This is a genomic window from Pseudomonas simiae (assembly GCF_000934565.1).
In the GTDB taxonomy this organism is placed as follows: Bacteria; Pseudomonadota; Gammaproteobacteria; order Pseudomonadales; family Pseudomonadaceae; genus Aquipseudomonas; species Aquipseudomonas simiae.
This window is the reverse complement of sequence record NZ_CP010896.1, coordinates 1,261,634-1,276,108: the sequence shown is the minus strand read 5'-3', so window position 1 is coordinate 1,276,108 and position 14,475 is coordinate 1,261,634. Positions and strand designations below refer to the sequence as shown.

At 58.5% G+C, this 14,475-nt stretch carries 15 protein-coding genes; 9 read left to right on the top strand and 6 right to left on the bottom strand.

Annotated elements, in window-relative coordinates; genetic code table 11:
- Nucleotides 1-79 precede the first annotated feature (79 nt).
- From rsxB to PF1751_RS05630, 3 genes are all read left to right on the top strand, one after another.
- Nucleotides 80-1,033, top strand: a complete 954-nt coding sequence (rsxB, locus tag PF1751_RS05640) for an electron transport complex subunit RsxB (protein ID WP_010212733.1) — start codon at nt 80-82, stop codon at nt 1,031-1,033.
- Nucleotides 1,034-1,098: 65 nt separating this feature from the next.
- Nucleotides 1,099-1,737 carry an endonuclease III gene (gene nth, locus PF1751_RS05635; protein ID WP_010212734.1) on the top strand — a complete coding sequence of 213 codons (639 nt, stop codon included), beginning with the start codon at nt 1,099-1,101 and terminating at the stop codon, nt 1,735-1,737.
- Between the two features lie 107 nt (nt 1,738-1,844).
- Nucleotides 1,845-2,027: a PA3496 family putative envelope integrity protein gene (locus tag PF1751_RS05630; RefSeq protein ID WP_010212735.1), complete on the top strand. Its 183-nt coding sequence runs from the start codon at nt 1,845-1,847 to the stop codon at nt 2,025-2,027.
- Between the two features lie 84 nt (nt 2,028-2,111).
- On the opposite strand, the gene PF1751_RS05625 is transcribed toward PF1751_RS05630, so the two are convergent.
- The 3 genes from PF1751_RS05625 to PF1751_RS05615 all read right to left on the bottom strand — a co-directional run bounded on the left by PF1751_RS05625 (nt 2,112) and on the right by PF1751_RS05615 (nt 5,623).
- Nucleotides 2,112-2,744, bottom strand: a complete 633-nt coding sequence (locus PF1751_RS05625; RefSeq protein WP_010212736.1) for a response regulator transcription factor — start codon at nt 2,742-2,744, stop codon at nt 2,112-2,114.
- Between the two features lie 623 nt (nt 2,745-3,367).
- Complete coding sequence (locus PF1751_RS05620; protein WP_010212738.1) at nt 3,368-4,585, bottom strand: argininosuccinate synthase; 1,218 nt, start codon at nt 4,583-4,585, stop codon at nt 3,368-3,370.
- 129 nt (nt 4,586-4,714) lie between these two features.
- A complete protein-coding gene (locus tag PF1751_RS05615) occupies nt 4,715-5,623 on the bottom strand; it encodes a flagellar protein MotY (RefSeq protein ID WP_044286705.1) in 909 nt (302 codons plus the stop codon).
- Nucleotides 5,624-5,779: 156 nt separating this feature from the next.
- On the opposite strand from PF1751_RS05615, the gene pyrC reads away from it, so the two are divergent.
- Nucleotides 5,780-6,826 (top strand): dihydroorotase, encoded by a 1,047-nt coding sequence (gene pyrC, locus PF1751_RS05610; protein WP_010212741.1) that lies wholly within the window; start codon nt 5,780-5,782, stop codon nt 6,824-6,826.
- Nucleotides 6,823-7,494 (top strand): ribonuclease T, encoded by a 672-nt coding sequence (gene rnt / locus PF1751_RS05605; RefSeq protein WP_010212742.1) that lies wholly within the window; start codon nt 6,823-6,825, stop codon nt 7,492-7,494. Before pyrC ends, rnt begins: the two co-directional genes overlap by 4 nt.
- 106 nt (nt 7,495-7,600) lie before the next feature.
- On the opposite strand, the gene PF1751_RS05600 is transcribed toward rnt, so the two are convergent.
- The gene (locus PF1751_RS05600) at nt 7,601-8,203 is read right to left on the bottom strand and encodes a peroxiredoxin (RefSeq protein ID WP_003172097.1); all 603 of its coding nucleotides are present in this window, start codon (nt 8,201-8,203) and stop codon (nt 7,601-7,603) included.
- 244 nt (nt 8,204-8,447) lie between these two features.
- Between PF1751_RS05600 and PF1751_RS05595 the strand changes: the two genes are divergently transcribed.
- Together PF1751_RS05595 and bfr are read left to right on the top strand one after the other, a co-directional pair.
- A complete protein-coding gene (locus tag PF1751_RS05595; protein ID WP_003208706.1) occupies nt 8,448-8,666 on the top strand; it encodes a bacterioferritin-associated ferredoxin in 219 nt (72 codons plus the stop codon).
- Nucleotides 8,667-8,867: 201 nt separating this feature from the next.
- Nucleotides 8,868-9,338 (top strand): bacterioferritin, encoded by a 471-nt coding sequence (bfr, locus tag PF1751_RS05590; protein WP_010212744.1) that lies wholly within the window; start codon nt 8,868-8,870, stop codon nt 9,336-9,338.
- 69 nt (nt 9,339-9,407) lie between these two features.
- Here bfr and grxD read toward each other — a convergent pair whose 3' ends face one another.
- Together grxD and PF1751_RS05580 are read right to left on the bottom strand one after the other, a co-directional pair.
- Nucleotides 9,408-9,746, bottom strand: coding sequence for a Grx4 family monothiol glutaredoxin (grxD, locus tag PF1751_RS05585; RefSeq protein WP_010212745.1), 339 nt, complete (start codon nt 9,744-9,746; stop codon nt 9,408-9,410).
- A 77-nt stretch (nt 9,747-9,823) separates the two neighbouring features.
- Nucleotides 9,824-11,932 (bottom strand): molybdopterin oxidoreductase family protein, encoded by a 2,109-nt coding sequence (locus PF1751_RS05580; protein WP_044286704.1) that lies wholly within the window; start codon nt 11,930-11,932, stop codon nt 9,824-9,826.
- Between the two features lie 435 nt (nt 11,933-12,367).
- Here PF1751_RS05580 and argF point away from each other — a divergent pair, with 435 nt between their 5' ends.
- Nucleotides 12,368-13,288 (top strand): ornithine carbamoyltransferase, encoded by a 921-nt coding sequence (gene argF, locus PF1751_RS05575; RefSeq protein ID WP_010212747.1) that lies wholly within the window; start codon nt 12,368-12,370, stop codon nt 13,286-13,288.
- The gene (locus tag PF1751_RS05570; protein ID WP_010212748.1) at nt 13,285-14,394 is read left to right on the top strand and encodes an ABC transporter ATP-binding protein; all 1,110 of its coding nucleotides are present in this window, start codon (nt 13,285-13,287) and stop codon (nt 14,392-14,394) included. Before argF ends, PF1751_RS05570 begins: the two co-directional genes overlap by 4 nt.
- Nucleotides 14,395-14,475: the final 81 nt, after the last annotated feature.

Here is a 14,475-nt window from a genome sequence, read left to right as displayed (position 1 = left end):
GGGCAAGCCCGCTCGCCACAAGAACGCTCAACCACGCACTAAGCCCAGTTTGCTTAACCGGCATGCCCATGATCACAGCATGAACCTCATTCAACGTATCGACGCGCTGCTGCCTCAGACCCAATGCGGCAAATGCGGGCACCCAGGCTGCAAGCCTTACGCCGAGGGTATTGCTCAAGGCGAAGCGATCAACAAGTGCCCGCCTGGCGGCCAGGAGACGCTTGCAGGTCTTGCGCAATTGCTGCGCGTGCCGGTGCTGGAACTCGATACCAGTCGAGGAGAAGCCCCGGCACAGATCGCCTATATCCGCGAAGCCGAGTGCATCGGCTGCACCAAGTGCATTCAGGCCTGCCCGGTGGACGCCATTGTCGGCGCCGCCAAGCTGATGCACACGGTCATCGTCGATGAGTGCACCGGTTGCGACCTGTGCGTCGCGCCCTGCCCCGTTGACTGCATTGAAATGCGCCCGACAACCACCGTACTGATCGTGGGAGACCTGACCATCACAGATCAGCAACGCCATGAGCGCAGCCTCAAACGCGACCGGGCAAGGCGGCGTTATGAGCAACGTAATGCGCGACTGCAACGGGAAGAAGCGCAAAAGCTTGCTGAACGCGTGGCTCGGGCCAAACGCTCAGTGCCGGTTTTACCTGTGCAGGCGGCTACAGCACAGGATGCTGCGATCAAAAAAGCCAAAATTGCGGTCGCTATGAGTCGCGCCCAACTGCATAAATCCTTGAAGGCCTTCGGTCACCCTCCCACCTTTGAACAGCAGTCACAGTTGATCGTCTTGCAGCAGCAGTTCGAAGCGGCAGAACACGCGCTGACGGCCCTGGAGCTGGGCACCAAAACGAAGGCAGCGGGTACAGCGGTGAGTACTGGCGACCTGAAACGCGCCAAAATCCAACTGGCGATGCGCCGCGCGGAATTGAAGAAGGCCAAGGACTTGAACGCCAGCCCGCAGCAACTGGCCGAGGCGCAACACCACTTAGACGAGGCGCAGCGCCAAGTGGATGCCCACGGCAACACCTGACCTGCATAACCTGCTGTGTGTCTTGTTACAATCCCGCCGATAGACTGCCAGGAAAACCCCACCCCATGAACGCCGCAAAACGCCTGGAAATTTTCCGCAGGCTCCACGAAGACAATCCAGAACCCAAAACCGAACTGGCCTACACCACGCCGTTCGAGTTGCTGATTGCGGTGATACTGTCGGCTCAATCCACGGACGTCGGGGTGAACAAGGCCACAGCAAAGCTCTATCCCGTTGCGAATACCCCCGAAGCGATCTATGCCTTGGGGGTGGACGGGCTGTCGGAGTACATCAAGACCATCGGCCTGTACAACAGCAAAGCCAAGAACGTCATCGAAACCTGCCGCTTGTTGGTGGAGCTGCACGGCAGCGAAGTACCGCAAACCCGTGAAGCCTTGGAAGCGCTGCCTGGCGTCGGCCGCAAAACCGCCAACGTGGTACTCAACACCGCGTTCCGGCAACTGACCATGGCCGTGGACACCCATATTTTCCGGGTCAGCAACCGCACCGGCATCGCCCGTGGCAAGAACGTGGTGGAGGTGGAAAAGCAGCTGATGAAGTTCGTGCCCAAGCCGTATCTGCTGGACTCCCACCACTGGCTGATCCTTCACGGACGCTATGTTTGCCAGGCGCGCAAGCCACGCTGCGGCAGCTGTCGCATCGAAGACCTGTGCGAATACAAGGACAAGACGTCCGACGATTGACGGATCATTGGTTTTCCCAATCAGTCGATTGAAAAAATCTTTTTTACCGGATCATGGATTATCGTTATAAGGAGCGCCAACGGCAGTCTTAGCCCGGAGTGAACCTTATGAGCACTGGCAAAGAGCAACTGGAAGTGGAAGACGACCTCGTTGAGTCGGACGACGATGTAGCAGAGGCACCTGAGGCAGAGGTCGCCAAGACCAATTTGAGCAAACGCCGTACTATCGATAATCTGCTGGAAGAACGACGCTTGCAAAAACAGCTGGCCGATTACGACTTCGATTTCTGATCGAGCGATCGACAGCCGGAAGCCTCCTTCACGGAGGCTTTTTTCTGCCGGTTACCCGGGCAATGCGCTGTACGATGTCCTCCTCTATACCAAGCCGTTACGCTGGGCCAGTTCGATCAGGTCCACCAGCGAACGCGCATTGAGCTTGAGCAGCAAACGCGTCTTGTAGGTGCTCACGGTCTTATTGCTGAGGAACATGCCGTCGGCAATCTCCTTGTTGGTCCTGCCCCGCGCCAACTGCTGCAATACCATCATTTCCCGCCCGGAGAGGCGCTCGACCATATCGGCCTCGCTGGCATTGCCCATGGTGGAGCGTACCGAGTTGAGCGCCTGGTTCGGGAAGTAGCTGTAGCCCGACAAGACCGCCTTGATGGCACTCAGCAACTCGGTGAGGTCCTGTTGCTTGCACACGTAGCCCGCAGCCCCCGCCTGCATGCAGCGCATGGAAAAATGTCCAGGTGCCTGGGACGTCAACACCAGCACCTTGAACGGTGCAGGCTGCTTGGTAGAAGACAGTCGACAAATAACTTCCAGCCCATCAAGTTTTGGAATCCCGATATCCAGTATCACAATATCCGGCATATGCTCCCGTGCAAGTTGCAACGCATCGACACCGTTATCGGTCTCGGCAACGACCTCATAACCATGACGCTCCATTAGCATACGCACAGCAAGACGAATGACGGGATGATCATCCACGATCAGCACTTTATTCATGAGAAAGTCCAATTTCGCTGTTCGAATTATTTAGAGCAAGCACAATAGCCTAGTCGTTTCCTAGTTGGCATAGCGTTCCCCCCCAAGCAACAGCAAGCAGAGACCCACCCCACAGCGATAAAAGAATTGCCCTACAAAAAAACGCCATCTCGGAGGCATCCGGTTTTATGGAGCCTTTCAGACCTTTCCTGGGACTTACATACTTTGAGTGAAATATCCTTGGCTTATAGGGGGTTGGGTAAACGTGCCGCACATGACTCTCAGGAAATGCCCCTTGCCTCTCGCTTGCAGCGGGGAAAAACGGCCAGAACGATCCGTCTGCTTTAGTTCCATTCAACATATTTTCTTACATCCTTGATTCCTACAGACTATTCAGTGTTTTGCATCTTCGCCGCACTTGTATGAGTGAATTATCTGTAAGACCAGTTCCTACAAAGATGTAAAAAATTCATTCCCCCTACAAACTTTCAACAACAATTCATTCAAACCCACCGTTGATAAAGATTTCGAGAAAAAATATCCACACCTGTTTAAACGTCATAAACATCAAAAGACGATACAAAACCACAGGCAAAAAAAATGGCCCCTTGAACAAGGGGCCATTTTTCATAACACGCTGAGACTTAGAACAGCGAGCGACCTTTGTTGGCTGCAATGCGCATGCGCAATGCGTTCAACTTGATGAAGCCTGCTGCGTCTGCCTGGTTGTAAGCACCGCCGTCTTCTTCGAAGGTGGCGATGTTGGCGTCGAACAGCGACTCGTCAGACTTGCGACCGGTCACGATCACGTTGCCCTTGTACAGCTTCAGGCGCACGACGCCGTTCACGTGGACCTGGGAGGCGTCGATCATCTGCTGCAGCATCAGACGCTCAGGGCTCCACCAGTAGCCGGTGTAGATCAGGCTGGCGTACTTGGGCATCAGCTCATCTTTGAGGTGAGCCACTTCGCGGTCCAGGGTGATGGACTCGATGGCGCGGTGGGCGCGCAGCATGATGGTGCCGCCTGGGGTTTCGTAGCAGCCGCGGGACTTCATGCCCACATAACGGTTCTCGACGATGTCGAGACGGCCGATACCGTGTTCACCACCAATACGGTTCAGGGTCGCCAGCACGGTGGCCGGGGTCATCTCGACGCCGTCCAGCGCGACGATGTCGCCGTTGCGGTAGGTCAGCTCCAGGTATTGCGGCTTGTCGGGCGCGTTCTCCGGGGAGACGGTCCACTTCCACATGTCTTCTTCGTGCTCGGTCCAGGTGTCTTCCAGCACGCCGCCTTCATAGGAGATGTGCAGCAGGTTGGCGTCCATCGAGTACGGGGACTTCTTCTTGCCGTGACGTTCGATCGGGATTGCATGCTTTTCAGCGTAATCCATCAGCTTTTCACGGGACAGCAGGTCCCATTCACGCCAAGGGGCAATCACTTTCACGCCTGGCTTGAGTGCATAGGCACCCAGTTCGAAACGTACCTGGTCGTTGCCCTTGCCGGTAGCGCCATGGGAAATGGCGTCGGCGCCGGTTTCGTTGGCGATTTCGATCAGGCGCTTGGCGATCAGCGGACGTGCGATGGAGGTACCCAGCAGGTACTCGCCTTCGTAGACGGTGTTGGCGCGAAACATCGGGAAAACGAAATCGCGGACGAACTCTTCGCGCAGGTCGTCAATGTAGATCTCTTTCACGCCCATGGCTTGCGCCTTGGCACGTGCAGGTTCGACCTCTTCACCCTGACCCAGGTCAGCGGTGAAGGTCACCACTTCACAGTTATAAGTATCCTGCAGCCACTTGAGGATCACCGAAGTGTCCAGGCCGCCGGAATACGCGAGAACGACCTTGTTTACGTCGGCCATGCCATCACTCCACGGGGTTGTACGGAAAGGCGTCGATTCTACCGACCAAAACCGTGGATTTACAGGGGCGCGACAGCAAATGAAGATAAAGCGACAGATTATGTCGAGCGGGCGACCGATGGTCGCACCTTATGACGTGTGCGCGGCGTTACTGGGACCGGTGGCCTGAGGCGCCGGTTTCTCGGGGGCTGCCACGCGTTCAAGCTGGATATTCACGCGCCGGTTGCGTGCCCGGTTGGCCGCATTGGTGTTGGGCGCCAGTGGGTAGCTTTCGCCGTGGAACCGCAGAGTGATCTGCGATTCCTGGATTCCATTGGCCTTGAAGTAGTCCATGACCGCCAGGCCGCGACGGCGCGAGACGTCGCGATTGGTGAGGCGGTTGCCACTGTTGTCCGAATGGCCGTTCAACTCGATATGGTTAACGGTCGGGTCGGCTTTCATGAACGCGAGGATCACGTCGAGTTTCTTCTTGGCGGCCGCGTCCAGCTCGATCCCACCACCGGGGAAGCCGACTTCGGTCTGTTTCACCTGGTCATAATTCATCGGCAACAGCTTGGCGGTACACAGTTGGTAATCGTTGTAGGCCTTGTTGAACTTGACCGGCAGCAGGCGAATTTCCGAATAGCCACCTTCACGCCCATAGTGCCGCACGGTCGGGCTGCGCCCTTCCAGCAAGCCGTTGAAAAGACGCCCGGCCTGGGCCTGGGAACTGTTGAACAATACGTCGCCACTGCCGGCACGTACGGCGCCGAGGTTGATATCACCCCGCCCCGGCTGCCACGGCGCAGCGGCCGCCAGCAACGTGGCCGAACCGGCACCCAGCGAGCCGTTGTAGGCTTTCAGACGAAACGTCGCCTGCTCGCCAGCCCGGCGCACGAACTCACCCGAACCGAAATCGGTGATCGGCTGGGTCAGTCGGCACTCAAACTGGTCGCCTTCCACCTTCCACTCAATATTCTCCAGACGCGTCTGGAACGTGAGGGCCATTGCAGGGAGGCTGGCGAACACACTGAGCAGGGCTAGATATTGCTGGCGCACGGGAGGCTCCATTGGTTTCTACAACACTTCAAAGCGTCATACATCGATAAGGCATACCCCAGGCTATCGGTTGCATCCTGCAAAACTTGATAGCGAGTGCCTGATAGAGTCTTTTCCGGTAGCATTCCCACCAGATTGACCCGCCTGGAATCCCCAATGTCCGACCGCCTGACCCTGCTGCGTCCCGACGACTGGCATATTCATCTTCGCGATGGTGCTGCGTTACCCCACACCGTGGCCGATGTAGCGCGCACGTTTGGCCGCGCCATCATCATGCCTAACCTGGTACCTCCGGTGCGTAATGCCGAGCAAGCCGATGCCTATCGCCAGCGTATCCTCGCTGCACGACCGGCCGGCAGCCGCTTCGAACCGTTGATGGTGCTCTACCTCACCGACCGCACCCAGCCCGAAGAGATTCGTGAGGCCAAGGCCAGCGGTTTCGTGCACGCCGCCAAACTGTACCCGGCCGGCGCGACCACCAACTCCGACTCCGGCGTGACCAGTATCGACAAGATCCTGCCGGCGATCGAAGCCATGGCCGAAGTCGGCATGCCGCTGCTGATCCACGGTGAAGTCACCCGTGGCGACGTGGACGTGTTCGACCGCGAGAAAATCTTCATCGACGAGCATATGCGCCGCGTGGTCGAGTTGTTCCCGACCCTCAAGGTGGTGTTCGAGCACATCACCACTGCCGATGCCGTGCAGTTCGTCAGCGAGGCCTCGGCCAACGTCGGCGCGACCATCACCGCGCATCACCTGCTATACAACCGCAACCACATGCTGGTGGGCGGGATTCGGCCGCACTTCTATTGCTTGCCGATCCTCAAGCGCAACACCCACCAGGTGGCCTTGCTGGATGCGGCGACGAGCGGCAATCCGAAGTTCTTCCTCGGCACCGACTCCGCCCCTCACGCCGTGCACGCCAAAGAAGCGGCGTGTGGTTGTGCCGGCTGCTACACCGCCTATGCAGCGATCGAGTTGTACGCCGAAGCGTTCGAACAACGTAACGCCCTGGACAAGCTTGAAGGCTTCGCCAGCCTCAACGGCCCGCGTTTCTACGGCCTGCCGGCGAACACCGACCGCATCACCCTGGTCCGTGAAGACTGGACCGCCCCTGCCAGCCTGCCGTTTGGCGAGCTGACTGTCATCCCGCTGCGCGCCGGTGAAACACTGCGCTGGCGCCTGCTGGAGGAAAGCAAGTGAGTGAAGACCATTACGACGACGAACACGAGCACAGCGGTGGCGGTTCCCGTCACCCGATGGCCGAGCGGTTTCGTGGCTATCTGCCGGTTGTCATCGACGTAGAAACCGGTGGTTTCAACTGCGCTACCGACGCACTGCTGGAAATCGCCGCGACCACCATCGGCATGGATGAACAGGGTTTCGTGTTCCCGGAACACACCCACTTCTTCCGCGTCGAGCCGTTCGAAGGCGCGAATATCGAAGCCGCCGCTTTGGAATTTACGGGCATCAAGCTCGATCACCCACTGCGCATGGCAGTGAGTGAAGAGGCTGCACTGACCGACATCTTCCGTGGCGTGCGCAAGGCGTTGAAAGCCAATGGCTGCAAACGCGCGATCCTGGTCGGCCACAACAGCAGCTTCGATCTGGGCTTCTTGAACGCCGCCGTGGCGCGGCTGGACATGAAGCGCAACCCGTTCCACCCCTTCTCCAGCTTCGACACGGCCACCCTCGCCGGCCTGGCGTATGGCCAGACCGTGCTGGCGAAAGCCTGTCAGGCAGCCGGTATCGACTTTGACGGCCGTGAGGCCCACTCGGCTCGCTACGACACCGAGAAGACCGCCGAGCTGTTCTGCGGCATCGTCAACCGCTGGAAAGACATGGGCGGCTGGGAAGACTTCAACGACTGAGCAAAGCTCGTGTGGTGAGCGAGCTTGCCCCGCTCACCACGGGTCATACCCCGCACATAAAAAAACCGGCCTTCTCAGGCCGGTTTTTTTGTACCTCGAACCAGGCTTACAGCTTGCCAGCGTTCTCGGTCAGGTAAGCGGCAACGCCTTCTGGCGAAGCGTTCATGCCTTTGTCGCCTTTTTTCCAGTTGGCTGGGCAGACTTCGCCGTGCTCTTCGTGGAATTGCAGGGCGTCAACCAGGCGGATCAGCTCTTCCATGTTACGGCCCAGTGGCAGGTCGTTGATGATCTGGGAGCGGACAACGCCCTTGTCGTCGATCAGGAACGCGCCACGGAAAGCCACGCCGCCTTCGGACTCAACGTCGTAGGCCTTGGCGATGTCGTGCTTCATGTCGGCAGCCATGGTGTATTTGACTTTGCCGATGCCACCATCATTGATGGCGGTGTTGCGCCAGGCGTTGTGGGTGAAATGGGAGTCGATGGAAACCGCTACCACTTCAACGTTGCGTGCCTTGAAATCGTCCATGCGGTGGTCCAGAGCGATCAGCTCCGAAGGGCAGACGAAGGTGAAGTCCAGCGGGTAGAAGAACACCAGGCCGTATTTGCCTTTGATGGCTTCAGACAGTTTGAAGCTGTCTACGATTTCGCCATTGCCGAGGACGGCTGGGACGTCGAAATCCGGGGCTTGTTTGCCGACGAGTACGCTCATTGGATATCTCCTGATGTAGGGGTGACGATTGAAGTAAAAGGACCGGCCCCGAGTCTGCCGTGAATAAGCGACAGCCCTGTGACGCAGTCACGCTTCGTGAAGATCGACCATCATACACTGAAAAAACCGTTCGTCAGTGAGGGCGCGATGCCAGCAAATACCCTGCGAATCAACTTTGACAATCATTCTCGTTAACATTAAGATCCATCGCACTTAAGCCTTAAACCCGCGACGGTTCTCCCTTATGTATGTGTGCCTCTGTACTGGCGTCACCGACGGACAAATCCGCGAAGCAATCTATGAAGGTTGCTGCAGCTACAAGGAAGTGCGTGAAACCACCGGCGTTGCCAGCCAGTGCGGCAAATGTGCCTGCCTCGCCAAGCAAGTGGTACGGGAAACCCTGACGCAGCTGCAGACAGCCCAGGCCGCGATCCCCTATTCAGCAGAATTTACACACGCCTGATTTGGCGTGTTTTAAAGAGCCGGACTTAGTGTCCGGTTTTTTTATGCCCGCAATTCAATTAGTTAGCGTCAAGACGCGGAACACAAACATTCTTATTCCGATTAATTTTCATTTATTATTCAATAACTTAGGTTTGACACTAGGGGTTTCGCCGCTCAAACTCCGCCCTATACACAGCTATTACAGGGCAGGACCCCAGTCATGAAAGGCGACATCTCAGTCATCCAGCAACTCAACAAAATCCTTGCCAATGAACTGGTCGCGATCAATCAGTACTTTCTGCATGCGCGCATGTATGACGATTGGGGCCTGGAAAAGCTGGGCAAGCGTGAATACAAAGAATCCATCAAGGCCATGAAAGACGCGGACGCGCTGATCAAGCGCATCCTGTTTCTGGAAGGTCTGCCGAACGTGCAGGACCTGGGCAAGCTGAACATTGGCGAGCACACCCAGGAAATGCTCGGCAGTGACCTGGGTTTCGAGCGCAAGAGCCACAGCGACCTCAAGGCCGCCATCGCTCACTGCGAGACCAAGGGCGACTTCGGTAGCCGTGAGCTGCTGGAAGACATCCTGGAAGACCAGGAAGAACACATCGACTGGCTGGAAACCCAACTGGGCCTGATCGACAAAGTCAGCCTGGAAAACTACCTGCAATCGCAGATGGGTGAATAACCCCGTCGCTCACAGGTACAAAAAAGCCCCGCTCTCTCACGAGAAGCGGGGCTTTTTATTGCCGGCGAATCAAGCGTCGGTCTTGGCTGCCGCGTTTGCCGCTGCATCTTTGATCAACGCCTGCAACGAACCATCAGCGGCCATTTCAGTGATGATATCGCTACCGCCGACCAGCTCACCGGCTACCCACAGTTGTGGGAAAGTAGGCCAATTGGCGTACTTGGGCAGGTTGGCGCGGATTTCCGGGTTTTGCAGGATATCCACGTAAGCGAATTTCTCGCCACACGCCATGATGGCCTGGGACGCCTTCGCGGAGAAACCGCACTGAGGAGCGTTTGGTGCGCCCTTCATGTAAAGCAGAATGGTGTTGTTGGCAATCTGCTCTTTGATCGTTTCGATGATATCCATGGAACACCTCGGCTGGAACTTTGCGACTCACAGGTCGGCACGGTGGCGCATTGTAACGCAAAATTCCAGCGTGGTGCTCAGGCGGCTGCTACCTGCACGGGCACGCCATTCAAGGCGGCATTGCCCGACAGCTCGTCCAACTGCCGTTCGTCGGTCAAATCGTTGGCACTCGCCCCCGGCTGCCCGCTGGCGATCGTCATCTGCACGCCTGGGCGCCCATGGCCCCAACCGTGGGGCAGGCTGACCACACCGGGCATCATGTCCAGGCTGGCCACCACTTCCACTTCGATCATGCCGATGCGCGAACTGACACGTACCCGCTGGCCATCGCTCAACTGCCGACTGGCCAGGTCATCCGGATGCATCAGCAATTGATGGCGCGGCTTGCCCTTCACCAGCCGGTGATAGTTATGCATCCAGGAATTATTACTGCGCACATGCCGGCGGCCGATCAGCAGCAGTTCGTCGACCACAGGCACCGGTTGCGCGGCAAAGCGCGCCAGGTCGGCGAGGATCACCGCGGGTGCCGCTTGCACCTTGCCGTCAGCGGTTTTCAAACGCGCGAAAAGGTTGGGTTGCAGCGGCCCAAGGTCCACGCCGTGCGGGTGATCCGCCAGCATGGCCACGGACAACTTGTGGCTGGATGCATCACCGTACACCCCGGCGCGCAGGCCGAAATCGATCATGTGCGAAGGCGGCATCGTTGGCTTGAGCGTCGCGCCAGTCTGCGCGGCAAACGCCTGGGCAAGGCCGACAAAGATCTCCCAGTCATGCAGCGCGCCCACCGGTTTGGGCAGAATCGCCCGGTTGAAACGGGTGACATTACGCACCGCAAACATATTGAAGGTGGTGTCGTAATGGTCGTTTTCCAGCGCCGACGTGGAGGGCAGGATCAGGTCGGCGTAGCGCGTGGTCTCGTTGATATAGAGGTCGATGCTGACCATGAACTCCAGACCATCAAGGGCTTGTTCCAGTTGCCGGCCATTTGGCGTCGACAACACCGGATTACCCGCCACCGTCACCAATGCACGGATTTGTCCTTCACCTTCGGTAAGCATTTCCTCAGCCAAAGCCGACACAGGCAACTCGCCACCGTACTCCGGACGCCCGGAAACCCGGCTTTGCCAGCGATTGAAATGACCGCCACCGGTCGATGCCACCAGGTCCACCGCCGGCGTGGTGCACAGTGCGCCGCCGACACGGTCAAGGTTACCCGTCACCAGATTGATCAATTGCACCAGCCAATGACACAGCGTGCCGAATACCTGGGTCGACACGCCCATGCGCCCGTAGCACACAGCCTTGTCCGCTGCAGCAAAGTCCCGTGCCAACTGGCGGATCTGTTCGGCAGGCACCGCACATTGGCGGCTCATGGCCTCGGCGGTAAACCCGGCGATGGCAAGACGCACCTCCTCAAGGCCTTCAATGGCTAGATGGCTGTCGCGGGTCAGGTGCTCGCTAAACAAGGTGTTAAGCACCCCAAACAACAAGGCCGCATCCCCCCCAGGACGCACGAACAGATGCTGGTCGGCCATCGCCGCCGTCTCACTGCGCCGTGGGTCGACCACCACCACTTTGCCGCCCCGTGCCTGGATCGCCTTCAAGCGTTTCTCCACATCGGGCACGGTCATAATGCTGCCGTTTGACGCGAGCGGATTGCCTCCCAAAATCAGCATGAAGTCGGTGTGATCGATGTCCGGGATCGGCAGCAACAGGCCGTGGCCGTACATGAGGTAGCTGGTGAGGTGATGGGGCAACTGATCCACCGACGTCGCAGAAAACCGATTGCGCGTCTTCAACTGGCCCAGGAAGTAGTTGCTGTGGGTCATCAGCCCATAGTTGTGCACGCTGGGGTTGCCCTGGTACACCGCCACCGCATTCTGTCCGTGCCGCGCCTGAATGCCTGACAGCCGCTCGGCTACAAGCACAAAGGCGTCTTCCCACGCAATCGGCTGCCATTCGCTGCCGACTCGCAACAGGGGTTGGTGCAGCCGATCGGGATCGTTCTGGATATCCTGCAACGCGACGGCCTTGGGGCAGATGTGCCCACGACTGAAGCTGTCCTGGGCGTCACCCTTGATCGAGGTAATCGCCAGGCTGCCATCATCCGCTTGGGTGGTTTCCAGGGTCAGGCCACAAATGGCTTCACACAGATGGCAGGCACGGTGGTGGAGAGTCTTGGTCATGGCCAGTCTCTTTATAGGGGCTTTGATCCCACTATGGGTCGAGACCGACGTGGGCGCCACCAACGTTCGTCCCGTGAATCGACCAGCATCAGGCCTGACCATGGCCAAGCGTGAGCAAATGTTTCAAAACCCGGCATACCGCCCTCTGAAACCGACGCTGCCTGGCTTGCGCCCGCCCCTGCACGTTGCAAAAGGTCTCGGCGCCAGTGTACAAATGGCTCGCTGCTGTCTGGAAATTGTCTTCAAAAGCGCTCCGGCGCCCTTCTTGAACACCCTTAAAAACCGTAGCCCTATTGGTAAGACGCGACATTTAATTATAAGATCGCGCCTTCCCCTATTTCGTCGCCCCGTGCGGCTTTCGCCGCAGGTCTCGCCCGTTGTCACAATAAACAAGGCTTTGAGTATCTGCGGTCTGTTGCAAAAAGGTAGTTAATGATGAGCGCAAGGCACTTTCTCTCCCTGATGGATTGCACGCCCGAAGAGCTGGTCAGCGTGATCCGTCGAGGCATTGAGCTTAAAGACCTGCGTAACCGCGGCGTACTGTTCGAGCCTTTGAAAAACCGCGTGCTCGGCATGATCTTCGAGAAGTCGTCGACCCGCACCCGCGTGTCGTTCGAAGCCGGCATGATCCAACTGGGTGGCCAAGCCATCTTCTTGTCTTCGCGCGACACCCAACTGGGTCGTGGCGAGCCGATCGCCGACAGCGCAAAGGTGATGTCGAGCATGCTCGACGCCGTGATGATCCGTACCTTTGCCCATAGCACTGTGACCGAATTTTCCGCCAACTCCCGCGTACCGGTGATCAACGGCCTGTCCGACGATCTGCACCCGTGCCAATTGCTGGCTGACATGCAGACCTTCCTTGAGCACCGAGGCTCGATCCAGGGCAAGACCGTGGCCTGGATCGGCGACGGCAACAACATGTGCAATAGCTATATAGAAGCGGCGATCCAGTTCGATTTCCAACTGCGCGTTGCCTGCCCGGAAGGCTACGAGCCTGACGCGCGCTTCCTGGCACAGGCCGGCGACCGCGTGACCTTGGTCCGCGACCCGCGTGACGCCGTGATCGGCGCGCACCTGGTGAGCACCGACGTCTGGACCTCCATGGGCCAGGAAGACGAAACCGCCAAGCGCCTGGCCCTGTTCGCCCCGTACCAGGTGACCCGCGCCCTGCTCGACCTGGCCGCGCCAGACGTGCTGTTCATGCACTGCCTGCCGGCCCACCGTGGCGAAGAGATCAGCACCGACCTGCTCGACGACCCACGCTCGGTCGCTTGGGACCAGGCTGAAAACCGCCTGCATGCGCAAAAAGCGCTGCTCGAATTCCTCGTTCCGCCGTCGTACCACCACGCATGAGCCATTCATTACTGCTGAACCTGCGCAATCTGGCATGCGGCTATCAAGATCAACGGGTGGTGCAGAATCTCAACCTGCACCTCAATGCCGGTGACATTGGCTGCCTGTTGGGCTCTTCGGGTTGCGGCAAGACCACCACATTACGCGCGATTGCCGGGTTTGAGCCGGTACACGATGGCGAGATCAGCCTCGCGGGCGAAGTGATTTCCAGTGCCGGTTTCACCCTGGCACCGGAAAAACGCCGTATTGGCATGGTGTTCCAGGACTACGCGCTGTTTCCTCACCTGAGCGTGGCCGACAACATCGCCTTTGGTATTCGCAAACACCCGCAGAAAGACCGCGTGGTGGCCGAGTTGCTGGAGCTGGTCAACCTGAAGAACCTGGGCAAGCGTTTCCCCCATGAGCTTTCCGGCGGCCAGCAACAACGCGTCGCCCTCGCCCGCGCCCTGGCGCCGGAACCGGCCCTGTTGCTGCTGGATGAGCCGTTTTCCAACCTGGACGGCGAACTGCGCCGCAAGCTCAGTCATGAGGTGCGCGACATCCTCAAGGCACGCGGCACCAGTGCGATCCTGGTGACCCACGACCAGGAGGAGGCCTTTGCCGTCAGCGACCAGGTCGGGGTTTTCAAGGAGGGCCGTCTTGAGCAGTGGGACACGCCCTACAACCTCTATCACGAACCGCAGACGCCTTACGTTGCCAGCTTTATCGGCCAGGGTTACTTCATCCGTGGCCAATTGAGTTCGCCGGAATCGGTCAGCACCGAACTGGGCGAGTTGCGCGGCAACCGCGCCTACACCTGGCCTATCGGCGGCGCAGTGGATGTGCTGCTGCGCCCGGACGATATCGTCTACGCGCCTGACAGCGCGTTGAAAGCGCGGATCATCGGCAAGACCTTTCTTGGCGCGTCGACCTTGTACCGCCTGCAACTGCCGACCGGCGCGCTATTGGAGTCGATTTTCCCCAGCCATGCCGATCATCAGGTCGGCGCGGATGTGGGGATCCGTGTGGCGGCCGAACACTTGGTGCTGTTCCAGGCCTCAGGCAGCACCGCCGCGCAGATTCCTCAGAGCGAGTCCGGCGTGCGGCGCCACAGCCCCGCCCACTGAATAGCTGACGAAACCGGCTTAACCATGTGGGAGCGGGCTTGCTCGCGAATGCGGAAATTCAGTCAGCACATCTTTGACTGA

What these genes read in the sequence shown, in the direction of transcription:
- nth (WP_010212734.1), top strand. Translation starts at nt 1,099, where the DNA reads ATGAACGCCGCAAAACGCCTGGAAATTTTCCGCAGGCTCCACGAAGAC.
- PF1751_RS05595 (WP_003208706.1), top strand. Translation starts at nt 8,448, where the DNA reads ATGTATGTGTGCCTCTGTACTGGCGTCACCGACGGACAAATCCGCGAA.
- grxD (WP_010212745.1), bottom strand. Translation starts at nt 9,746, where the DNA reads ATGGATATCATCGAAACGATCAAAGAGCAGATTGCCAACAACACCATT.
- argF (WP_010212747.1), top strand. Translation starts at nt 12,368, where the DNA reads ATGAGCGCAAGGCACTTTCTCTCCCTGATGGATTGCACGCCCGAAGAG.
- PF1751_RS05600 (WP_003172097.1), bottom strand. Translation starts at nt 8,203, where the DNA reads ATGAGCGTACTCGTCGGCAAACAAGCCCCGGATTTCGACGTCCCAGCC.
- PF1751_RS05630 (WP_010212735.1), top strand. Translation starts at nt 1,845, where the DNA reads ATGAGCACTGGCAAAGAGCAACTGGAAGTGGAAGACGACCTCGTTGAG.
- bfr (WP_010212744.1), top strand. Translation starts at nt 8,868, where the DNA reads ATGAAAGGCGACATCTCAGTCATCCAGCAACTCAACAAAATCCTTGCC.
- PF1751_RS05580 (WP_044286704.1), bottom strand. Translation starts at nt 11,932, where the DNA reads ATGACCAAGACTCTCCACCACCGTGCCTGCCATCTGTGTGAAGCCATT.
- PF1751_RS05620 (WP_010212738.1), bottom strand. Translation starts at nt 4,585, where the DNA reads ATGGCCGACGTAAACAAGGTCGTTCTCGCGTATTCCGGCGGCCTGGAC.
- PF1751_RS05570 (WP_010212748.1), top strand. Translation starts at nt 13,285, where the DNA reads ATGAGCCATTCATTACTGCTGAACCTGCGCAATCTGGCATGCGGCTAT.
- rsxB (WP_010212733.1), top strand. Translation starts at nt 80, where the DNA reads ATGAACCTCATTCAACGTATCGACGCGCTGCTGCCTCAGACCCAATGC.
- PF1751_RS05625 (WP_010212736.1), bottom strand. Translation starts at nt 2,744, where the DNA reads ATGAATAAAGTGCTGATCGTGGATGATCATCCCGTCATTCGTCTTGCT.
- pyrC (WP_010212741.1), top strand. Translation starts at nt 5,780, where the DNA reads ATGTCCGACCGCCTGACCCTGCTGCGTCCCGACGACTGGCATATTCAT.